22 protein-coding genes and 1 pseudogene are annotated in these 22,355 nt (G+C 45.1%); 19 read left to right on the plus strand and 4 right to left on the minus strand.

Annotated elements, in window-relative coordinates:
* Positions 1-41: 41 nt before the first annotated feature.
* Entirely contained in the window at positions 42-701 is a 660-nt protein-coding gene (locus tag J2S00_RS07710; RefSeq protein WP_307337719.1) for an Ldh family oxidoreductase, read from the plus strand.
* 91 nt (positions 702-792) lie between these two features.
* On the opposite strand, the gene arsB is transcribed toward J2S00_RS07710, so the two are convergent.
* Positions 793-1,848 carry an ACR3 family arsenite efflux transporter gene (gene arsB, locus J2S00_RS07715; RefSeq protein ID WP_307337721.1) on the minus strand — a complete coding sequence of 352 codons (1,056 nt, stop codon included), beginning with the start codon at positions 1,846-1,848 and terminating at the stop codon, positions 793-795.
* Between the two features lie 340 nt (positions 1,849-2,188).
* Here arsB and J2S00_RS07720 point away from each other — a divergent pair, with 340 nt between their 5' ends.
* The 16 genes and pseudogenes from J2S00_RS07720 to J2S00_RS20025 all read left to right on the plus strand — a co-directional run bounded on the left by J2S00_RS07720 (position 2,189) and on the right by J2S00_RS20025 (position 17,945).
* Positions 2,189-3,112 (plus strand): S66 peptidase family protein, encoded by a 924-nt coding sequence (locus tag J2S00_RS07720; RefSeq protein WP_307337724.1) that lies wholly within the window; start codon positions 2,189-2,191, stop codon positions 3,110-3,112.
* 304 nt (positions 3,113-3,416) lie between these two features.
* Positions 3,417-4,190, plus strand: coding sequence for a DeoR/GlpR family DNA-binding transcription regulator (locus tag J2S00_RS07725; protein WP_307337726.1), 774 nt, complete (start codon positions 3,417-3,419; stop codon positions 4,188-4,190).
* Positions 4,187-5,146 carry a 1-phosphofructokinase gene (gene pfkB, locus J2S00_RS07730; protein ID WP_307337728.1) on the plus strand — a complete coding sequence of 320 codons (960 nt, stop codon included), beginning with the start codon at positions 4,187-4,189 and terminating at the stop codon, positions 5,144-5,146. Before J2S00_RS07725 ends, pfkB begins: the two co-directional genes overlap by 4 nt.
* A 12-nt stretch (positions 5,147-5,158) precedes the next feature.
* Positions 5,159-6,580: a PTS fructose transporter subunit IIC gene (locus J2S00_RS07735; RefSeq protein ID WP_307337731.1), complete on the plus strand. Its 1,422-nt coding sequence runs from the start codon at positions 5,159-5,161 to the stop codon at positions 6,578-6,580.
* Between the two features lie 67 nt (positions 6,581-6,647).
* On the plus strand, positions 6,648-7,097 hold the full coding sequence (locus J2S00_RS07740; RefSeq protein WP_307337733.1) for a PTS sugar transporter subunit IIA: 450 nt from the start codon (positions 6,648-6,650) through the stop codon (positions 7,095-7,097).
* A 236-nt stretch (positions 7,098-7,333) separates the two neighbouring features.
* On the plus strand, positions 7,334-8,017 hold the full coding sequence (locus tag J2S00_RS07745; RefSeq protein ID WP_307337736.1) for a GntR family transcriptional regulator: 684 nt from the start codon (positions 7,334-7,336) through the stop codon (positions 8,015-8,017).
* A 164-nt stretch (positions 8,018-8,181) separates the two neighbouring features.
* On the plus strand, positions 8,182-9,111 hold the full coding sequence (gene hpaI, locus J2S00_RS07750; RefSeq protein WP_307337740.1) for a 2,4-dihydroxyhept-2-ene-1,7-dioic acid aldolase: 930 nt from the start codon (positions 8,182-8,184) through the stop codon (positions 9,109-9,111).
* Between the two features lie 13 nt (positions 9,112-9,124).
* Positions 9,125-9,880 carry a fumarylacetoacetate hydrolase family protein gene (locus J2S00_RS07755; RefSeq protein WP_307337743.1) on the plus strand — a complete coding sequence of 252 codons (756 nt, stop codon included), beginning with the start codon at positions 9,125-9,127 and terminating at the stop codon, positions 9,878-9,880.
* Positions 9,881-9,891: 11 nt separating this feature from the next.
* Positions 9,892-11,385 carry a 5-carboxymethyl-2-hydroxymuconate semialdehyde dehydrogenase gene (hpaE, locus tag J2S00_RS07760; protein ID WP_307337746.1) on the plus strand — a complete coding sequence of 498 codons (1,494 nt, stop codon included), beginning with the start codon at positions 9,892-9,894 and terminating at the stop codon, positions 11,383-11,385.
* A 24-nt stretch (positions 11,386-11,409) separates the two neighbouring features.
* On the plus strand, positions 11,410-12,879 hold the full coding sequence (gene hpaB / locus J2S00_RS07765) for a 4-hydroxyphenylacetate 3-monooxygenase, oxygenase component (protein WP_307337750.1): 1,470 nt from the start codon (positions 11,410-11,412) through the stop codon (positions 12,877-12,879).
* Positions 12,880-12,915: 36 nt separating this feature from the next.
* Positions 12,916-13,899 carry a 3,4-dihydroxyphenylacetate 2,3-dioxygenase gene (gene hpaD / locus J2S00_RS07770; protein ID WP_307337752.1) on the plus strand — a complete coding sequence of 328 codons (984 nt, stop codon included), beginning with the start codon at positions 12,916-12,918 and terminating at the stop codon, positions 13,897-13,899.
* A gap of 18 nt (positions 13,900-13,917) precedes the next feature.
* A complete protein-coding gene (locus tag J2S00_RS07775; protein WP_307337755.1) occupies positions 13,918-14,367 on the plus strand; it encodes a pyridoxamine 5'-phosphate oxidase family protein in 450 nt (149 codons plus the stop codon).
* A gap of 18 nt (positions 14,368-14,385) precedes the next feature.
* Positions 14,386-14,886 (plus strand): nucleotidyl transferase family protein, encoded by a 501-nt coding sequence (locus J2S00_RS07780; RefSeq protein WP_307338360.1) that lies wholly within the window; start codon positions 14,386-14,388, stop codon positions 14,884-14,886.
* 176 nt (positions 14,887-15,062) lie between these two features.
* Complete coding sequence (locus tag J2S00_RS07785) at positions 15,063-16,133, plus strand: TRAP transporter substrate-binding protein (protein ID WP_307337759.1); 1,071 nt, start codon at positions 15,063-15,065, stop codon at positions 16,131-16,133.
* A 13-nt stretch (positions 16,134-16,146) separates the two neighbouring features.
* Positions 16,147-16,650, plus strand: coding sequence for a TRAP transporter small permease (locus J2S00_RS07790; protein ID WP_307337763.1), 504 nt, complete (start codon positions 16,147-16,149; stop codon positions 16,648-16,650).
* A pseudogene (locus tag J2S00_RS20025) lies at positions 16,640-17,945 on the plus strand (TRAP transporter large permease). Before J2S00_RS07790 ends, J2S00_RS20025 begins: the two are co-directional and overlap by 11 nt.
* Positions 17,946-18,537: 592 nt before the next feature.
* Here J2S00_RS20025 and J2S00_RS07805 read toward each other — a convergent pair.
* Together J2S00_RS07805 and J2S00_RS07810 are read right to left on the minus strand one after the other, a co-directional pair.
* Entirely contained in the window at positions 18,538-18,918 is a 381-nt protein-coding gene (locus J2S00_RS07805; protein ID WP_307337770.1) for a bactofilin family protein, read from the minus strand.
* 5 nt (positions 18,919-18,923) lie between these two features.
* Positions 18,924-19,988, minus strand: a complete 1,065-nt coding sequence (locus J2S00_RS07810) for a M23 family metallopeptidase (RefSeq protein WP_307337773.1) — start codon at positions 19,986-19,988, stop codon at positions 18,924-18,926.
* A 372-nt stretch (positions 19,989-20,360) separates the two neighbouring features.
* Between J2S00_RS07810 and J2S00_RS07815 the strand changes: the two genes are divergently transcribed.
* Complete coding sequence (locus tag J2S00_RS07815; protein ID WP_307337776.1) at positions 20,361-21,032, plus strand: hypothetical protein; 672 nt, start codon at positions 20,361-20,363, stop codon at positions 21,030-21,032.
* A gap of 46 nt (positions 21,033-21,078) precedes the next feature.
* On the opposite strand, the gene J2S00_RS07820 is transcribed toward J2S00_RS07815, so the two are convergent.
* Entirely contained in the window at positions 21,079-21,402 is a 324-nt protein-coding gene (locus J2S00_RS07820; RefSeq protein WP_307337780.1) for a winged helix-turn-helix transcriptional regulator, read from the minus strand.
* Positions 21,403-21,566: 164 nt separating this feature from the next.
* Between J2S00_RS07820 and J2S00_RS07825 the strand changes: the two genes are divergently transcribed.
* The gene (locus J2S00_RS07825; protein ID WP_307337782.1) at positions 21,567-22,334 is read left to right on the plus strand and encodes a DODA-type extradiol aromatic ring-opening family dioxygenase; all 768 of its coding nucleotides are present in this window, start codon (positions 21,567-21,569) and stop codon (positions 22,332-22,334) included.
* Positions 22,335-22,355: the final 21 nt, after the last annotated feature.

A 22,355-nucleotide genomic window follows, 5' to 3' on the forward strand; every position in this document is an offset into this window, starting at 1 on the left:
TGCAGCATGTAATCAACCGTGTTGTCAAGGATTTTTATTCCTTGCCACAGGAAAAAAGAAGTTCTTCGCAGGTGCTGGCACTCATCGAAAAATATTGGAAATCATTCATCCGTTTAGATATGTTTCCAAGGCGTTCCCAAGGATATATCACTTTGGTCAAAATAACCGATCATCTTTTACAATGTATTCGTGCCCTTGATCCGCACCCACCTCTCTTTTTGTATGAAAAATTTTCAACTTATTCAGATGAGTCCACCTCTTCTGTATGCTTACTACTAACTCGCCTAAAGGTATTCCCTTGGGGTGGTCGGGAACCTTACTTTGGAACCAATCCCATCGCTTTTGGGTTTCCAACTGACGGTCCTCCTATTATTGTTGACATGTCCTCCAGTATTGTCGCCAGAGGTAAAATTATCCTGGCTAATAAAAACAAAGAGACCATCCCCGAAGGATGGGCGATTGATCAACAAGGGCGAGAGACGGCCAACCCGGCTGAAGCGCTAAAAGGGGCTGTTCTTCCCTTCGGAGGAATGGATTCCCTTATCACCAGAGGTATATGCGGAGTTGAACCAAATGGCAGACACCTTGGGAATCAGGATGATTTGAGAGGGAAATTATTATTCGGTATTAATTCTGAAAATGCCGTTTCCGCTTTTGGCCATGGTCGATGCCATTTTGTCACCACCGCAGCCAAAGCGTGAACATTACTCAGTATGTGAGGACATTAAACATCCAGATGATTAAGTCACGAGATTGGGGCAGCCACAAGAGAGCTGCCCCTTTTTAACAATCTTATGCTTTCACTACGTGACCATACCACTTCCTCTGCAACCAAAAGGCAACATGAACCAGACCGATTAAGACAGGGACTTCCACCAGGGGACCAATCACGGCGGCAAAGGCAACGCCGGAGTAAATACCAAACACACCGATGGCTACAGCCAAAGCCAGTTCAAAATTATTGCTGGCAGCCGTAAAGGAGATGGCCACGGTACGGGAATAATCGGCCCCAAGCATTTTCCCCATCCAAAAAGAGATTAAAAACATAACCACAAAGTAGATCAGCAAGGGTACAGCAATGCGCAGCACATCAAAGGGAAGTTGGACCACCTGGTCCCCTTTCATGGCAAACATGATCACAATGGTAAATAGCAGCGCGACAAGCGTGAGCGGGCTGATGGCAGGGATAAATTGTTGTTGATACCAGGCTTCTCCCTTTTGGCGAACCAGAATAAAGCGGGAGAGGAAGCCTGCCAAAAACGGCAAACCCAAATAGATCAGGACACTGGACGCAATATCCCCCATGGTAATGTCCACCAAGGCGCCTTCCAAGCCAAAGACAGGGGGTAAAACGGTAATAAACAGATAAGCATAAACGGCAAAAAAGCAGACTTGAAAGAGGGAGTTAAAAGCCACCAATGCGGCAGCATATTCATTATTGCCTTTGGCCAAGTCGTTCCAAACTAGCACCATAGCGATGCAACGGGCCAAGCCAATCAGAATGACTCCCACCATGTACTCTGGATAATCTCGCAAAAAGGTGATCGCCAGCAGAAACATCAACACGGGTCCCACCAGGTAGTTTTGCAAAAAAGAAAGACCTAAAATGCGCCAATCTTTAAAGACGAGAGGGAGCGTTTCATAGCGGACTTTAGCTAAAGGAGGATACATCATTAAAATCAGTCCGATGGCAATGGGAATAGAGGTGGTACCGATGGAAAGACGGTCCAGCCACTCGCTCAGGGCCGGAAACAAAGTCCCCATAATAAGCCCTCCGGCCATAGCGGCAAAAATCCACAAAGTCAGGTAACGATCTAAAAATGAAAGCCGTCTGCTAATCGTTGTCATGAACATAACCCTCCATACAGATTTGATAAATGTATAAGCATATACTTATATAATCTTCCTGTATGAGTATAGCACGGTATGTTTGGCCAGTAAAGTATAAGTGTTTTAAAGATATCTTCTCAGTTAATATGTGCTCACCTGGCCTCATTGTTTATGGGCAGATAGGATTTTTAACTTTTTTCAAACATATTCTTACAAAAGAAAATGCAAGTCGTCTGGAAAGATGTCGGTACACACATTATTCTCACCGAGAGGGTGTCTCTTTGTCGTCTGTACAATAATAATCACGGTTATAAAAACATATAGTTGTTAATATGAGTATCGTTACAGGAGGAACAACATGGCCATCAGACCACCGTTACTTCAGAGGGGAGATACCATTGGATTAGTGACACCTGGCAGCCCTCTTGAGGCAGACATTATCAATGCCAGAGTACAAACGTTACTAGCGTTGGGCTTTAATGTCGTTTTTGGCAGGTATGTTTATTCATTTGAGGGTATTGTTGCGGCACCAGATGAACAGAGGGCTGAGGACGTCATGATGATGTTCACGGACCCAAACGTGAAAATGATACTGCCAACACGGGGTGGGACAGGGGTTCAAACCATGCTTCCTTACCTGGATTATGAGGTGATAAGAGACAACCCTAAAATCGTAACAGGTTACAGTGACATTACCGTCTTGCTCAATACATTGTACCAACGGAGTGACTTAATCACCTTTCACAGTTTGATGCTGATTGATTTCCGGCCGGACACACCTGCCTATAATTTCGATCAATTCTTCACAGCAACCTCCACATTGACTGCTCCCAGAATGATCCTCAATCCCCCGGGTATCCCCCTGATCAGTTTGGTTCCAGGCAATGTCACCGGCCCTATCGTGGGTGGCAATCTGACCTCAATCGTCAATACCCTCGGGACGCCATTTGAAATTGACACGGATGGGAAAATACTTTTTTTAGAAGAAACCCATGCACCCACAACGCTGATTTACCGGTATTTAATACAGCTGTTAATGGCAGGAAAATTTGACAATTGTCTGGGTATTATCATGGGGGAATGCACCAATTGTCCTGTCTCTTACGGTACGACGTATCAAGACTTGATTAATGCCTTATTGGTGCCGTTAGGAAAACCGCTTATGGTCAACCTGGCCACTGCCCATGGTTTCTATAAGGCGGCTATTCCAATCGGGGCGACGGTTAATCTTGATACCGTGAATAATATGTTGACAGTACTTGAACCGACCGTTTCAGTGTGAGGTTGAATTATGATACAAGAGGCCTAGACACGGGCCTCTTTCTTGCTATTAAGACGCCTTTTTTTAGTCAAGACACAATCAATACCGGCTCCGATAATACTTTTGAAGTCTAACTGTAAAGAAAGCGTTGACATCTCATAAATGATCATATACAATCATTAATGATCATAAACAACCACAAATGATCAGTAGTGATCAAAAACGGTCGTGTTAACGGTCATATTGTAAGCGTTATAATCACATCCAGATCTTATGATAATCATAAGTGCTGATCAATCACTCTAAAAACTTAAGGGTGTGCGCGATGTTTGAGGAAGAAAGAAGGAAAGAACTCGTCGAGTACATTAACAGACATCAACGTGCTTCTGTTCAGGAGTTAAGTGAGCATTTTCAGGTTTCGGAATCTACCATACGCAGGGACTTAAGGTTTTTAGAAGAGGAAAAGCTCTTGAAAAGAACCCATGGTGGGGCCATTGCTTTGGAACATGTTGCTTTTGAACCAACATTTATGGAAAAAGAAACTAAATTTCTGCCTGAAAAACAGGCGATAGCCCAAAAAGCATGTGAACTGATCCGTGAAGGAGACACGATCTTACTTGATTCCGGAACAACCACGCTCCAATTGGCCAAAAAATTAAAAGCGTTTTCGAGGTTAACCATAGTGACTAATTCCCTCGTCATTGCTAAGGAGTTTCAAGAACATCCCACCATAGACGTTCATCTGTTGGGAGGAACGTTAAGAAAAGAAACCTTGGCTCTCGTTGGCCCTTTTGCTGAACAAATATTGGGAATGATTAATGTGGACAAAGTATTTATCGCCACGAACGGTTTGGACATTCACGAAGGGCTCACAACCCCCAATGTGTTGGAAGCAAAAACAAAGCGCAACATGATCAAGGCAGGAAAAGAGGTCATCTTATTGACTGACCATAGCAAAGCCGGCAAAGTATCCTTTGCTAAATTCGCTGATTTGGAAGAGATCGATCAGTGTATTATCGATCACGGGGCCAGTGATGAACTGGTCAGACAGATGCAGAAGATGGGTATTAATGTTCATATCGTAGGAGGCAGCTTATGAGTTCAACTGTTCTCACTGTGACCTTAAATCCAGCTGTGGACAAAACTATACATGTGTCCGGTTTAAATATTGGAGGGCTGAACCGTGTAAGAAAGACAAGGACAGACCCTGGCGGAAAAGGGGTTAACGTTGCCAAAGTGTTAAACAATTTCAATGTGCCGGTCATTTTAACCGGGTTTATAGGTGGCAGGCTAGGACAGGTTTTTCTGGAAGAACTGCGAAAAGAACAATTGAATTTAGATTTTGTTGAAGTAGACGGGGAATTACGCACCAACATCAAGATTGTGGATGAAGCTCATCATATCACCACTGAACTGAACGAGACAGGATTTCAGGTTGGTGAGCAGGATCTCTTTCGGCTCCGGGAAAAAGTAGACGAGCTTTTACATCACTGTTCCTGTCTTGTTTTAGGAGGGAGTTTACCTTCGGGGGTTCCCTCATCCATTTATTATGACTTTATTCAGCTGGCCAAAAAGAAAGCCATACCCACTGTATTAGATGCAGATGGAACAGCGCTAAAGGAAGGCATTAAGGCAAAGCCGTTCGCCATTAAGCCCAATCGTTTTGAATTGGAGCAGTTGTTGGGACGCTCACTGGAGACAGATGAAGCCCTTGTCCGTGCAGGCAAGGAGCTTATCGCAGAAGGCATCAACATTGTCTTAATTTCAATGGGCAGTGAAGGAGCGCTGCTCATCAGCCAACATGAAGCCTACAAGGTGAGACCATTTACCATTAGGCCGCAAAGCACAGTAGGCGCCGGCGATTCAATGGTCGCAGCTCTGGTATACGGATTGAAAAAGCAAAAATCTCTGCAGGAGATCGCTGCCTTTGCTACAGCAGCCGGCACTATGACGGCAGCCAAACCAGGTACTGAAGTTTGTACCCTTCAGGAAGTGGAAAAGGCACTTCAGCGGGTACAAGTTTCACGTATATCCGCTCACTTTTCAACATGCTAAGGAGGGAGAAAAATGAAAAAACTCTTAGCCGTGACGGCTTGTCCAACCGGCATCGCCCATACCTACATGGCGGCTGAAGCCCTGCAAAAGGCAGCGCAAGCTAAAAATGTGGATTTAAAGGTTGAAACCCGTGGAAGCGTCGGTGTGGAAAACGAATTGACGGATACGGAGATTGCTGAAGCACATGCTATCATCATTGCAGCCGATACTGATGTAGACGAAGAACGATTTGCCGGAAAACCCGTCGTTCAGGTTTCGGTAGCTGAAGCCATAAAAAATGCGGAAAAACTCATTGACGAAGCGCTACGTCTCGACACTCCCCGGCCGACAAGCGCGGATGTGGTCGCGCAAGTTGAGCGGGAGAAGGCGAAACGCAGTCAGGAACGCAAAGGTTTTTACAAACACTTGATGAATGGGGTCTCTTTCATGATCCCCTTGGTTGTGGCTGGAGGAATTATCATTGCGCTATCGTTTATTTTTGGCATTGAAGCGTTTAAGGAAGAAGGCACACTTGCTGCTGCTTTGATGGACATTGGGGGAGGCGCTGCTTTTGCCCTGATGGTGCCGGTTTTGGCCGGGTTTATCAGTTACTCTATTGCAGACAAACCAGGATTGGCTCCTGGACTTGTGGGCGGTATGTTAGCCAGCCAATTAGGAGCAGGATTCTTAGGCGGAATTGTAGCCGGGTTTTTAGCCGGGTATATTGCCAAATGGTTAAAAGATACAATCAAACTGCCCAAGAACTTTGAAGGTTTAAAGCCGGTGCTGATCATTCCGGTATTATCCACCTTGGCCGTTGGCCTGCTCATGATTTACGTGATTGGCACACCGGTTGTGGCCATCATGGATGGACTGACCAACTGGCTTCAGGGGTTAACGGCGGCGAATGCCGTATTATTAGGAGTGATTATGGGAGCCATGATGGCCTTTGATATGGGCGGCCCCGTCAATAAAGCGGCCTATACGGTAGCTGTCGGTTTATTAGGAAGTGAAATCTATGAGCCTATGGCAGCAGTGATGGCTGCCGGCATGACACCGCCGCTGGGATTATGGTTAGCTACTTTATTGGCTCCGAAGAAATACACATTAGAAGAGAGGGAAGCTGGAAAAGCTGCCGGAGTACTTGGCATTTCCTTTATTACCGAAGGGGCGATTCCTTTTGCCGCCGCTGATCCTTTCCGCGTTATCCCCTCGATTATGGTGGGTTCTGCCGTAGCCGGTGGGTTATCTATGCTGTTTGGGGCCAAACTGCTGGCTCCCCATGGAGGCATCTTTGTCTTACCGATTCCGAATGCGGTTGAAAATCTGTTACTGTATGCCTTGGCGATTGCCATCGGTACGGTCGTTACCGCCTTAATGGTAAACGCTTTGAAAAAGACGAAAGAAGTTCCATTCACAACTAAAAAGAACACCGTCAACGTTTCTGGACAATAAGTTTTATAACGATACGCGAATGACCATCTGCAACGAGTAAACTTGAAAGTCTAAAGGAGAGGCACTTATGAACCTGAAAGAATTGCTTAAAGAGGAAGCCATACAACTTTCTTTATCTGCGGAAACAAAAGAAGAATGCATACGCAAACTGTCTTCTGTCTTGCACGAGACAGGAGCAGTCAGTGATAAAGAACAATATGTTCAAAAGGTATTGGAAAGGGAACAAATGAGTTCAACCGGTGTTGGGTTTGGCGTGGCCATTCCCCATGGCAAGTCAAGAGGGGTACAATCACCCGGACTAGCGTTTGCCCGCTTGACTGCCCCCATTGATTGGGATGCTTTAGACGGCCAGCCGGTGAAAAATGTCTTTCTCATCGCTGTTTCAGAAGAACAGGCAGGGGATGCCCACTTGAAAATTTTAGCCTCCTTGTCCCGGAAACTGATGCATGAAGATTTTCGCCAACAATTAAATCAAGCTGAAACAGCGGAAGATATTTTCTCAGCATTAGAGAGCTGAAGATAAACAAGAAAAACAGGCGGGAATACCCTGCCTGTTTTTTTAGCTTACTTTTTTCACTCATCTTTGGCTGGGGGATAGTCTCCTCTATGCAACCTGTGGCTGTTAAGCATGACAACAGGTATTCCGACGATGGTGAGCACCACACTGGCTGTTTTTAACACAATCTTAAAAAAATTTAAATCATATTTGATTTAGACCTTGAAATCATATATGATTTTATATATGATATAAATATGAAACGGGAAGCTAAACTCAACAAGCAACAATATGCCTATGAAGTGATTCGCTCCAGAATACTTGATGGCACCTATGGACCAGGGCAACGTATCGTGATTGATCAAATTGCTAAGGAGGTTGGATCTAGTTCGATTCCTGTCCGGGAAGCGATCAGGCAATTGGAAGCGGATGGTCTGATCGAATACAAACCCAATTCAGGGGCTGTTGTGAGTACCATAAACGAACAGGAATACTTGGATACATTGTCCGTGCTGGCAGTGATGGAAGGCTATGCAACGAGAATCAGTGCTGAACGCATCGGTGATCACATCTTAAATGAACTGGAAGAGCTCAACGAGCAGATGCAAAAAGCCCTTGAGGAGTTTGACTTTGAACAATTCGGACGGTTGAACAGGGCCTTCCATGAAGTGATCTATCAGCAGTGTCCCAATCAGTTTTTGCTGGACACAATTAGGCGCGCCTGGCAGCGCTTGGACAGTGTGCGCCGGTCTGGATTTACCCTGGTTCCTCATCGTGCCAAACACTCCATTGAGGAACATGCCCAGCTCATAAGCCTGATCAGGACCAAAGCACCTTTGGAACAGATTGAGGCTTATGCCAGAGAACATAAACTGAATACAGTCAGGGCTTTTGTCAACCGCAAACCAAACCCCTCATTTTCTTATTTGTCTTCTATTTAGTTTGCGCGTGACGGAAGCTTAAGTGTATCACCATGAAAGGGGGGCGGACAGCCTTTCTTTTTTGAAAATTAATATCAGAATAATTAATATTAACTGAACATTATTAAACAAAAGGTGTTTCTGTTTATTGTTAACAAAGTATAGCCAAAGGGTTGGAGGGATAAATGATGGCCAAAAATTTTGAAGAAACGGTTCAACGTTTGCGGGGGTCGATTGCCCCGATCGTGACCCCGTTTGACGAACAGGGGAATATTGATGAACAGGCTTTGGTCGATTTAATTGAGTGGCATATTGCCAGCGGCAGTCATGGGATTTCTGTGACAGGAACCACTGGGGAGCCCAGCTCGCTAACTCTGCAGGAGCGGGAACGGGTCATGGAGATTGCCATTCAAACAGTGCGGGGACGGGTACCGGTTGTGCCGGGAACAGGCTCTACCAACCACGATGAGACAATGCACCTCACTAAACTAGCCCAGGAAATGGGTGCCGATGCAGCGATGGTCATTGTTCCTTATTACAATAAACCCTCTCAGCATGCATTATATAAGCATTTTAAAACGGTGGCAGATGCCGTTGACATTCCGATTATTATTTACAACATCCCCGGAAGGACAGCGGTTAACATGGAAGTGAAGACGCTGGCCCGCTTGAACGAAGATTGCAAGAACATTGTTGGGGTTAAAGAATCTAACAAGGACTTTGAGCATGTCAACCGAGTCTTGCTGTACTGCGGCCGGGATTTCCGTCTTTTCTCAGGCATTGAACTGCTGTGCTACCCGATGCTGGCCATTGGTGGATCGGGTTCTGTGTGTGCCACTGCAAACGTGACCCCGGATAAAGTAGCTGAAATGCACAATGCCTGGTTTGAAGGGGATGTGGAAAGAGCACAGCAACTTCATTATGAACTGATGCCATTAAACGATGTATTGTTTAAAGATACTAATCCAGCTCCTTTAAAGGCGGCCTTGGGTATGATGGGTAAAATTACCCCTAAACTGAGGTTGCCCATGGACCTGCCTTCTGAAGAGCTGCAGCAAGAGATCCGCTCTGTACTTGAAACTTATGTCACACTGCCTGAACAAGTGAACAAATAGGGGGAAATGCCTGATGAAACATGTCCGCTTTATTGCCGAAGGTCGTCTTCAGAGAGGGACGTATGATGCCGGGGTAATCACGACTCCCGCCGGAAAACAGTATCAAGAAGTAGCTATTGATGTTTGGTTGCCTCCTGTGGAGCCTAATAAAATCATTGGTTTAGCTTTAAATTATGCCGATCATGCCGTAGAGTTGGGACTGGAAAAGCCTGCTGAGCCAGTGCTGTTTATTAAGCCCAACAGTTCCGTTGTAGGTCATAAAGCGCCTGTTTATTACCCTGACGGGGCTACGTATATGCATTACGAGAATGAATTGGCTGTGGTCATTGGCCGGGAAGGCCGCTTCATTAGACGTGAGAATGCGTTCGACTATGTACGCGGATACACTATTGCCAATGATGTAACCGTTAGAGATTTCGTGAATAACTTTTACCGTCCGCCTGTCCGGGCCAAAGGACACGACACATTTGGGCCCATTGGACCTGTGCTTGTTGACAAGGAGGATATTCCGGACATCACTAACATTGAACTGAGAACCTATGTCAACAATGAGCTAAGGCAACAGGGTAACACCAAGGACTTGATGTATACCATTCCCGAACTGATTGAATTTATCAGCTCCTTTATGACCTTGGAACCGGGGGACATGATTCTCACCGGAACCCCAAAAGGGATCTCCCATGTGTATCCCGGTGATGTCATGCGTTTGGAGATCGACGGCATCGGTGCCTTGGAAAATCCCATACTGGATGGACGGACTGAAAAATAGGAGGCGTTGATATGAGTTCCTTTGCACACCCTGAACATGTACAACACTATATCAATGGGCAATTTGTAGAGAGTGCTTCTGGCAAACGCTTTGAAAACGTTAATCCCTTTACCAATAAGGTGATCAATACGGTGGCAGAGGGAGATAAAGAAGAGATTGACCGGGCTGTGAAGGCAGCCCGGGAGGCCTTTGATCATGGTCCTTGGCGGACGATGAGTGTCAATGAACGACTGAGCTATTTATATAAAATCGCCGATTTAATTGATCAGGCAGCAGACGAGATTGCTTATCTGGAATCCTTGGATACAGGACTGCCTATTAAACAGACACAAAAGCAAGCGGCTCGGGCTGCTGAAAATTTTAGGTTTTACGCCGAAATGGTTAAGAGTCGTTTGCACGGCGAGGCTTATCAAAAAGACAATGATTTTATCAATTATACAATCTATAAACCCGTTGGTGTGGCCGGACTGATAACACCCTGGAATGCTCCGTTTATGCTGGAAACGTGGAAAGTGGCACCGGCGCTGGCCACCGGGAACACCTGCATCTTGAAACCAGCAGAATGGTCACCCCTAACAGCCCATAAGTTAGCCGAAATCGTGAATGAAGCGGGTCTCCCCTCTGGGGTGTTTAATGTGGTGCATGGTTTTGGGGAAACAGCAGGAGCTTCTCTCGTGGCTCACCCTGACGTGCAGCTAATCTCTTTCACCGGAGAGACCGTGACCGGATCTGAAATCATTAAAAATGGCGCTGACACGTTGAAGCGTTATTCCATGGAGCTGGGCGGCAAGTCTCCAATTATCGTTTTTGAGGATGCCGATTTTGAACGGGCAGTCGATGCGTGTATCTTTGGTATTTTCTCCTTCAATGGTGAAAGATGTACAGCCAACTCCCGTTTGTTTGTGCAATCATCCATCAAAGAACAGTTTATAGACGCCTTGTTGGAGCGTTTGCCGCACATCGTGGTTGGGGACCCGATGGATTCCAACACTGAGGTCGGTCCACTCATCCACCGCGTGCACCAGCAAAGAGTGCTGGAGTATCTCAAGATTGCCGAGTCTGAAGGGGCAGAAGTGGTCAGCGGCCATGTTCCTATAGCATATCGGGACGGAAATTTCGTTCCTCCCACTGTGTTACTAAATGTGACCAATGAGATGCGTGTAGCTCAGGAAGAAATCTTTGGTCCGGTGCTGGCCGTCATGTTATTTGACACTGAAGAGGAAGCGATCCGACTGGCTAATGATGTTAAGTATGGATTGGCCAGCTATATCTGGACCAACGACATCAAGCGTGCCCATCGGGTGGCTCAATCCATTGAAGCAGGAATGACATGGATTAATTCCCAAAATGTGCGTGACTTGCGTATTCCCTTTGGTGGAGCCAAGTACAGCGGTATTGGCCGTGAAGGCGGACATTATGCCTTTGAATTCTATACGGAAACCCAAGTGATTCATGTGGCCATCGGAGATACACCAATTCCCAAATTCGGGAAGCTAAAGGTATAAATTTTACAAGATGGAGGGGATAACATGCCAGCCAGAACAGGAAAAGATTATATCGAGGGACTGAAAAAAGCGAAGAATAACGTCTGGATTCACGGGGAAAAAGTGGAAGATGTGACCGAACATCCGGCTTTTAAAAACGTGGTGAACAGTCTGGCCGGGCTCTATGATATGCAATATGAAAAGCCTGAGAAAATGCTGTACACCTCCCCCACCACCGGAGACAAGGTTGGACTGTCATTTATCCAGCCCAAGACCAAGGAGGACCTGATCCGGAGAAGAGAGATGATCATGGAATGGGCCCGGTATACGGGGGGCATGATGGGGCGTTCACCGGACTACTTAAACACAAGTATCATGGCTTTTGGTTCGGCAGAATCTTTCTTTGCCCAGGCTGATCCCATGTATGGCAAGAATGTCAGAAACTATTATGAATTCGTGCGGGAAAATGATATCAGTTTAACCCACACCTTGATTCACCCGCAGGTTAACCGTTCCAAAATTCAAGCGGAACAAAAGGATCCATACTTATCAGCCCGTATCGTAGAAAAGAATGCAGATGGCATTGTCATTCGAGGCTGCCGTTTGTTAGCCACATTGGGCGGAATCACGGATGAAATTGTGGTTTTTCCATCCACAATCAATAAAATGCAGTCGGAAGACGATCCGTATGCTATTGCATTTGCCATCCCCAACAATACACCAGGATTAAAATTCCTGTGCCGGGAGTCGTTCGACTATGGCCGCAGTCAGTGGGAGCATCCTCTTGGTGCTCGTTTCGATGAAAGCGATGCCATTGTCGTTTTTGATGATGTGTTAGTGCCTTGGGAGCGGGTCTTCATTTGTGAAAATAGTAATATTTGCAACAGGGCTTACCGGGAAACCAATGCCGTTGTTCATATGGCTCACCAAGTTGTGGCCAAAAATGTGGCCAAAACTGAATTTACTTTAGGTGTGATTCTGAGCATTATTGATGCGATCGGTATTGAGCGTTTCCAGCACGTTAAGGAAAAAGCGTATGAAGTGATGAGCATTTTGGAAACGATGCGTTCCCATTTGTACCGGGCAGAGGAAAATGCTCAACAGGATCAGTATGGCAATATGACCCCGGACTTCATGCCTCTAGATACAGCCCGTAACTGGTATCCGCGCATGTACCCGCGTATTGTGGAAATTATTCGTACCTTGGGGGCATCTGGATTAATGGCCATTCCAACTAAGGCTGATTTTAGTAACGAAGAAATCGGTGAGTTGGTTCACCGCTATACTCAAGGGGCCAATATTGATGGTTATGAGCGTGTGCAACTGTTCCGCCTTGCCTGGGATATATGCATTAGTGCTTTTGGTAACCGCCAGGTTTTGTATGAATACTACTTCTTCGGTGATCCGGTGCGCATGTCCAATGCTTTCTACGATCATTACCATAAAGAGCCTTACAAGGAAATGGTTAACGAGTTTTTGAAACGCGCTAAATCGTCTGCTCCCAGATATGTCTGACCTTGCAAATCTTGATATCTTCTGGAGGTGTTTCCCTTGAGTTTCAATATCGTTCGTGTGGCCCGTGTGATGATGAATGTGACGGACCTGGACAAAGCCCGCGATTTTTATGTCAACGCACTAGGGATGGTTGAAACAGAGTCCGATGATTCCCACCTGTATTTACGGGGATTGGAAGAGCATGTACACCACAGTCTTGTGTTAAAAAAGGCTGAACAGCCAGGTGTCCACGCCCTAGGTTACAAAGTGTACAACGAAGGAGATTTGGAAGCTTTGGCTGCTTTATTTGAAGAGAAGGGATTCCCTATAAAATGGATAGAGGGTGGAAGCCAGAGAGCTATGGGCAAAATCCTGCGCGTTCACGATATTTCAGGCATTCCCTTGGAATTTTTCTATAAGATGGAAACAGTGGATCGGTACCTGCAGCGTTATGATCTTTACCGTGGCGCAAGGATCCAACGCATTGACCATGTGAATTGTTTTGTCCCTGATGTACAAAAAGCATACGACTTTTATATCAACGAACTGGGCTTTAAATGTTCGGAATATACAGCCACAGATGATGATCAGATCTGGGCTGCCTGGCTGCACCGTAAGCCCAACGTGCATGACCAGGCGTTTATGAACGGACCTGGTCCGCGCTTGCATCATATTGGATTATGGGTAAGTGATCCCATGAGCATTATTCATGGTTGTGATGTTTTGGCTTCAATGGGCTATACACAAGCCATTGAGCGAGGGCCGGGACGCCATGGATTATCCAACGCATTTTTCCTCTATCTCCGTGATCCGGATGGCAATCGAATCGAAATTTATACAGGTGATTACCTCACCAGTGACCCGGATTTCAAACCGATTCGCTGGAGTTTAAACGATCCTCGTCGGCAGACATTCTGGGGACATCAGGCACCGGACAGCTGGTTTAATGAGGCCACCCCATTCTTGAACATCCAAACGGGTGAACCCGTTCGTCTGTCAGAGGCTGTTTTGGAAAAACATAAACCAGATATGTTGGTTTAAGGTGAAGGAGGGAGTGGTATGCCAGCCGTATTGGAAGGATTGTCTCCTGAATTGATGGCCCATTTGGACGGGGAAAAACTGGTTCTGTTGTCTACAATTGAGAAGGAAACGGCATCTCCTAATGTGACGGCCATATCCTGGGTCAAAACAAAGGATGACAAACATATCCGATTTGCTGTCACCCGTGATTCGCGGATCATACACAATATTAAAAACAATCCCCAAGTGGTATTGTGTGTGATCGCCTTGGAAAGCGTGTACTCAATTGCTGGGACCTGTTCCATCTTAACTGAGGAGATGAATGGCGTGCCCTTGAAATTAGTAAAGTTTGAAGTACATGTAGATAAAGTTTTTGAAAGTATGTTCTGGGGAGCAAAGATCATACAGGAGCCCTTATTTGAGAAAACATACAACCCTAAAAAGGCCAAAGAACTGGATGAGAAAGTGTATCAGGCTTTAATGAGCTAGGGAACCAAGGTGAATCAGATGCAAGTGTTCCATCTTCACTATCCGCTGAACAAAGAACAGGTTTATCTGCCAAGTAGTATAACCATTGGAACATTTGATGGGCTGCACGCAGGGCATCAAGCATTGATTAAGAATGCTATGCAAGTGGCCAGAATGAGAAATTTGGCCTGCGGGGTGATAACTTTTGATCCCCATCCGCGGGAAGCATTGGGGATCACCTATTATGGTGCCTATCTCACTCCGCTGACTGAAAAACTGTTGCTTTTGGAAAAGATGGGGGTCGACGTTGTCTATATTGTCCGCTTTGATCATTCCTTTGCTAGTCTTGAGCCGGAAGATTTTATCCATCATTTCCTGGCCCCTTTAAATTGCCGCTATATCACTGTCGGCTATGACTTCACTTTTGGTAGGTATGGGGCCGGGCAGCTCAAGATTTACAACGAATTGGTCAGGGATATTTTTCGGTCGACATCGTTTCACCCGTTACGGAGAAACAGACAAAAGTGTCAAGCACCTTAATACGCCAGCTTTATTGAAAACGTTAGTGTACAACTCATGTCTATTTCCTGATTGTTGCAGTTGACTGAGAATCATTTTTGTGAACGCTACCATAGTCAGAGCTATCTTCAAGAAAATAAAGAGAATAAGCAAAGAGGCGTACTGAAAAAGAATGGAAAATTAGAGGGGGATTGACAATGAACACGAGATTAAGGAGAAGGTTGGGCTTATGGCTTTTTATGGCACTCATCCTGCTCATGACCGCTTGTCAGACAGAGCAAGCAGGGTCATCAGAGGGTGGAAAAACAGAGGCAGCTACAGGTGAACAGATCACACTCAAGTTCTCTCACTTCTGGCCTCCCCAACATTTTGTTCAAACCGGGGTTTTTGAACCCTTTGTTGAAAAGATGAGCAATCTTTCTGGAGGACGTGTTTCCGTAGATATTTATCCTGCCAGTGCCCTCGGTGAACCGGGAGCCCAGTATGATATGGCAATGACAGGTGTTGCAGACATTGCAGTCAGTGTACACAGCTATACGCCGGGGCAATTTCCACTGGTGTCAGTCATGGAACTTCCTTTTATCAGTGACTCAGGGGAGAAGGGTTCTGAAATTTTGTGGAAATTATATGAAGAATTCCCCGAATTGCAGGATGAGCATGCTCAAACAAAGCCTTTGTGGTTATTTACCTCTTCCCCTGGCCAACTCCTGACAGTGGGCAAGCCAGTACAATCTATTGATGATTTGCGTGGTATGCGCATTCGTTCGCCATCCCCTATTATGAACAAGGTGATTGAGTTAGCTGGAGCTACACCAGTGTCTATGCCGATGAGTGATGTATATGATGCCATGCAAAGGGGTGTCGTGGATGGCACCTTTGCACCCATGCCTGAGTTATTGGCCTTTAATCTGATGGATGTGACCGACTATGTTACGATAGGCAATTTCTACATGACAACCTTTTTTGCTGTAATGAATGAGCAAGTTTGGGAAGGTTTAACAGAGGAAGAACAGCAAAAACTTGAAGAGCTCGGGCTGTCCATGGCTCGGAAAGGTGGGCAAGCATTTGATGATGCGGCCAGAGAGGCCAGAGAAGCACTAGCAGATTCTGATGTTGAAGTTTATGAATTGTCTGAAGGAGAAATTGCTGAGTGGATGAGTCAATTAGAGTCAGTAATCGAAGGCTGGATCGAGGAGATGAATAGCAAAAGCTTACCTGGCCACGAGATTTATGACAGAGCGGTACGGTTAAACTCAGAATTGAACTAGGTGGACGATTATGATGAAATTGTTGCGACGGACCAATGACGTCTTGCAAGGTATGAGTCGTCTCCTTCATACTTGCTCAATGTTTATATTGCTGTTTATGATGTTTCTAGTGTGTACTGATGTGCTGGGCCGATTTTTCTTAAATCGGCCCATCAGGGGCACCTTTGAATTAGCGGAGATCGGGCTTGGACTGTTAATATTTTTTTCTCTCAGTTACACACATCTGTGTCGTGAACATATTTCGATTGATTTTATCGTTAAAAAATTCCCTAAAAGAATTCAATTAGTGATCGACGTTGTCGTTGGGCTAATCATTTTTATCTTGCAGCTGCTCATCGCTTGGAAGATGATACAATACGGGTCAAGGGTAATGGCTTCTAATCAAGTGACAGCCGATTTGGGTTTACCACTGTACCCGTTTGTCTATTTGGCCGCAGTGGGCACCTTGTTATTTGCACTTGTAGCCTTATTTAGGTCGAGTGTAAAAGATGAAGGGGGCACAAGAAATGAGTCCTGAATGGATCGGCGTGCTTGGTGTTTTAGCTTTGCTTTTGTTCATCTTGCTGCGGTTCCCAGTGGGAATGGCTTTGATTCTGGTCGGTTTTGTGGGCTATGCTACGATTACAGACCTTGCCGTGGCGCTGGTCCAATTGGGTACAAGCCCGTTTGGAACGGCCAGTTCATATAATCTCAGTGTTATCCCCCTGTTTATATTCATGGGTATGATTCTCTCCAACTGTGGCCTGGGCAATGACTTATATCAAGCGATCGACCGCTGGATGGGCCATTTAAAAGGCGGCATGGCTATGGCAACCATCGGTACAAGCGCCATCTTCTCAGCCATTTCTGGATCCGTTAACGCCACAACAGCGACAATTGCCAAAGTGACATTGCCTGAGATGAAGAAATACAATTATAAACCAAGCCTTTCGACTTCTTGTCGCTGCAGGGGGGACTTTAGGCGTATTGATTCCCCCCAGCGTTATTCTTATATTATACGGGGTTTTAACCATGGAGCCGATTGGTGCATTATTAATTGCCGGCATTATTCCTGGAATCTTGCAAGTGGCCCTGTTTATGTTGACCATCTATATCTTGATTAAAAGAGACCCCACCCTGGCACCGGTGAGAGGGAAAGCACCTCTTCAGAAAAAAATTCAGTCATTGGGGCAGGTATGGCCCTTCCTGGTGTTGTTTGTTATGAGTATTGGGGGGATTTATTTCGGTGTGTTTACACCGACAGAAGGCGCTGCTGCTGGGGCAATGGGGGCACTGATTTTTGCACTGATCACCCGTCGCCTGAACTGGCATAAATTAATGCTTTCCCTCGATGAATCTGTGCGTTTGACAGCCATGATCTTTCTGATTTTAATCGGCGCCAACCTGTTCAGCCAGTTTTTGTCTGTCAGCCGTTTACCTGTACAAATCACCAGCTTTGTCACTCAGCTTGATCTGTCTCCCTTTGTCATATTGTTGCTCATTCTGGTGATTTACTTTATTCTGGGCCTGTTTATTGAGGGGATCGCCATTTTCGTACTGACACTTCCGATTGTTCATCCCTTAATCATCCAATTGGGCTATGACGGGATTTGGTTTGGAGTTATTATGGTGATGGTACTTAACATTGGGTTAATCACTCCGCCACTCGGAATCAGTGTGTATATCATCAGTGGTGTGGCCAAAGATGTCCCCATTGAAACCATCTTTAGGGGTGCCATTCCCATGCTGCTCGCCATGATCGTCTGTACGCTAATTTTGGCCATTTTTCCAGACATCGTAACCTTTTTGCCAGATTTAATGCGGAAAAATTAACGAAGTATGTATATAACTTTGAACATGTGTCCATGATATAAGTAACGGGTACGTAACGGTTGAGCCCAGATCCATATATGCTCTGTTAAGGGGTGTATATGGGTCGGTCGAAGATTGTATATGGGTCATCCTGGCTCATATACGGTCGGAGAGAAGATTCTATACGGCGGGGAAAAGCTTTATGGCAGTCGGTACAAATAAGTATTTGATTGTCATAAGGTTCCAACCTGTCGTATAGGGTCGAGCTAAGATCGTACAGGGTGCCGCAGGCTCTCTTAAGGGTTAACGGTTATATATGGTCGAGAGATCATATATAGCTGTACAGGTATCCTGTACGGTCGAACGAACCATCATGATGGGTTGTGACCTGCTTGTTCATGGTCGAAAGATCATGGGCAGGTAATAAGCGATTCATCATGGTGCAAGGTAGATCGTTACGTGCTCGTCTTGGAACTTATCTGTGATTGCTCACTTAAGGACACAGCTGCCCTGGCAAACCTAAGGATGCCAGGGCTTTTCACATTAATGGGGATGAGAGTGGGTAATAAAAAAAGCGGCACTTGGAGATGCCGCTTTTTTAACAGTGGCCGGACTAACTGGATTCAGTCTTTTTCATCATATCTGTGACCTCTTCTTTTCCCATCGTACTTTTCCCGTTGAATGTTGCCCCTTTTTCCATCTCTAGTGACTCTGCTGTAATATCTCCAAGCACTTGAGCGCTAGAAGAAAGATAGATATGTTTTTTAGCACACAGGTTGCCTTCAATTCGGCCCTCAATGGTTATGTTCTTGGCATACAGGTTGCCGTGTACGTTTCCTTCTTTACCTAGGGTGATATTGCCCTCTGTTTGGATTTCACCTACCAGTTCACCATCTAAACGCAAAGAAGAAGAAGAAACAATTTTTCCTTCCAACCGGGTGCCTTTTCCAATTAGCGTATTCACTTTTTCTTCCTGTGCATTCTTGCCTAGCATGTTCTTTACTCTCCTCCTTTGATATAAGGGAAAGGGTTAATCGGTTGACCATTCAGGTGTATTTCATAGTGAAGATGAACGCCAGTACTGCGACCTGTGCTGCCCATTTCCCCAATGATATCTCCCTTTTTCACCTGCTCCTTTTGGCTGACCTTTATGCTATGTAGATGGGAGTAGCTGGTCATGTAGCCATTGCCGTGGTTGATGCGTACTTGTTTCCCGTAACCGCCGTTTCTCCCGGCAAAAGTGACAGTACCGTCTGCTGTGGCATAGATGGGAGTTCCTAGCTTGTTGGCAAAATCAATCCCATTATGCATTCTTCTTTGTCCTGTAAAAGGGTCATTCCGCCAACCGAATGGTGATGTGATACGTCCGTTAGTCGGCATGATGGAGGGGATATAACGTGCTTTGTCCAGCTCTTGGTGTAAGTCATCTTTCAGTACGGAAAGATTGGATTCATGTTCATCAGCTATGTTTTTTAAATATTCAGTATGTAATTTCAACCGTTCAATAATGACTGATATTGAGTCCGGATGGTACAATTTATTCTCTTCAAGTTCCGAATTCAGACTGGCAATATTGACTTGCGACTTCTCCTCCGGTTTAGGCTGGAACGACAACTGGTTATCTGCTGTAATAAGCGTCTGTTGAACGGTATCGTGTATAGAGGCTGTTTCTGATTTGGCAGGTGGAAGTATATTTTGCAATTCGTCATCAAGTGCTTTGATTGTTTCTTCCATACCGGTAATATCTGCCAAAGTATGACTGAGAGTCTCTATTTGCTGGTTAAACACAGTTAAATCATCATACACCTGGTTTAAGTAGTCTTTTAACTGTTCATTTTCAACGGCGTAGTGCTGAAATTTTTTTAGTGTGGTTTCTGTTTTTTGCTGCTTGTCCCACAAGTATAAGCTGGTTGATAAGGCAGTGGCAAAGACAAAAAGAGCTCCAATTAATAACCAGAGTGTAGTATACAAGCGTAAACGAAAAGCGTGAGTTGTTCCTTTGCCATCAGGGACAATGTGGATGGTGACATGTTTTGGCCGCTGTTTCACTTTTCTCCGCTTCATCGTAACCTCCATCCGCAAGTAGTGCTAGCAACTATTACCATTACTATTCTACCATTTAGAGTGTGTTTTACAAGTTGCAATTCTATTAATATTAAGCTCCTTCAGAACAACGGTAAGCAGTCAAGGGATAACTTGAGCTTTAAAACATAACAATGTTATGTTACTTTACAAACAACAGATAGTGGACTATTACTCTGTCAAGGAGCATCTTGATTGCCGGCTGATTTTGATCAGAAAGATGGGAGTTGCTGTCGTTTTTTAACCAGTCCGACTGATATATAGGGGTAAACAAGCCAAAATTGTACGCCAGTTAAATGTCGTACATTGCTCGAGAAATTGAAAAATAAAATCCTGAGTGGAGGTTTTTCTTAAATGAACGAGCAAAAACAACATATAAAAATATATGGTGACGGAAGCATGCCTGGAGGAAAATTTGACAAGGTCAGCATCATGGGACATGGCTGTGTCGAGGGAGACCTGACAGGCAAACAATGCAAGATTTTCGGGAAAGGTGAACTGGAAGGGAAAGCGGTCCTCGAGCGGTTGTGTGTCTTTGGCACAGCTTCAATCCATGGCTTACTCATAGCCAATGTATTAGAAGTGTTTGGCAATCTGGATGTGATGGAAAAAATGACGGGTGACAGAGGAAGGATCACCGGTTGGTTGACAGTGAAGGGCAATGTTGAAATGGAGGAGCTGAGCGTCAAAGGCGGCTTAAAGGTGGAGGGATTGTTAAACGCCGGAATTTTTAATCTCCGCTTGCAGCATAACACCAGCCGGATCCGGGAAATTGGAGCGGAGAAGATTACAGTGCAACGCAAAAGACTTAAACTTTTCAAGCCGCATGACCATCTTGAAGCTGAGGTGATAGAAGGGGACCGCATTTTCCTGGAGTATACCACTGCCAAAATTGTGAGGGGAAATAAGATTACACTTGGTCCTCATTGTGAGATTGAGTTAGTGGAATACAATCATACTTTTGAAAAAGTTGGTAGAGGACCGTGCCGGGTTGCAGATGTACGTAAAATATCAATCAATGATTGAATTTTATAGCCAAACTAAGTGATTTTTTGTTTCTGTTCATCGTATACTAACCCTTATTGTCAATCTCTATCCATTGGTCCGCCCACAACTGTATTTCCTTTATAACAGGTTCTAACGCTTTCCCTTTATCAGTTAATGAATACTCTACGCGTACAGGGACGTCAGGATAAACCCGGCGGTTGACTAAACCTTCCTGTTCTAAATCTTTAAGTCGTTCAGAAAGAAGCCTCCCACTAATTGGAAGAGCCGATTCAATTTCTGAAAAACGTTGTGGACCTGAAAGGAGCTGGTAGAGTATTAAGCCTGTCCAACGCTTGCCAAGCAACTGCATGGCTTTTTCAAATTTGGGACAGAGAGAGGAGTTTTTCATAATGCTCACCTCACTTTCACTATTCAGATTATACTATTCTCTCGTGTGTAATTCAAAACTAATATACGTTTAATTATTTAACTACTTGACACCAGTTTATTACTAATTTAAACTTACTTACGTAAAGTAATTATAAATAAACGCTTTGCAAGGGAGGTTAAAGCATGGTCCCCTCATTATTTGTTTGTCACGGCTCACCTACGTTGGCTATTGAAGAAAATGAATATACCCGTTTTCTTCAGGGTTTGGGTCAACAAATTAAGCCTGAGGCAGTTGTGATCTTTACAGCCCATTGGGAAAGCCCAACACTGACCATTTCTTCTACTGATCAAGCGTACGAAACCATTTACGACTTTGGCGGCTTTTCAGAGGAGTTGTTTAAACTGACGTATCCCGCAAAAGGTTCAACAACTATTGCTGCATTGCTTGAACAACAGTTTAGCAATTATGGAATTAAGACAAAAAGGGACGAGAGAAGAGGATTGGATCACGGCTCGTGGGTTGTTTTGCGCCGTTTGTATCCTCAAGCTGATGTTCCTGTGGTTCAATTATCAGTAAATCCATACTTGCCTCCTCAAGAACAGTATAAAATCGGCCAGGCAATTAAGAGATTGGGGAAAGAGGATATACTGGTCATTGGCAGCGGCGGAACAGTTCACAATTTGGGGATGATACGCTGGGGAGAAACCACACCGGAAAAATGGGCAGTTGAGTTTGATGACTGGCTCATTGAGAAGGTCCAGCAAAAAAATTTAGATTCACTTTTTAAATATGAAGAGTTGGCTCCCCACGCCCGCCTTGCCGTGCCATCGGCCGAGCACCTGGTTCCGCTTTTTATTGCACTGGGCAGCGGGTCTGATCATGAGGTTCCAACATTACTATACCGGAGTTATGACCATGGGACATTGAGCCATATCTGCTTTCGGTTTTAAACTCTTGGTTCTGTAGCAGCA

Source organism: Caldalkalibacillus uzonensis, from assembly GCF_030814135.1.
Classification (GTDB): Bacteria; Bacillota; Bacilli; order Caldalkalibacillales; family Caldalkalibacillaceae; genus Caldalkalibacillus; species Caldalkalibacillus uzonensis.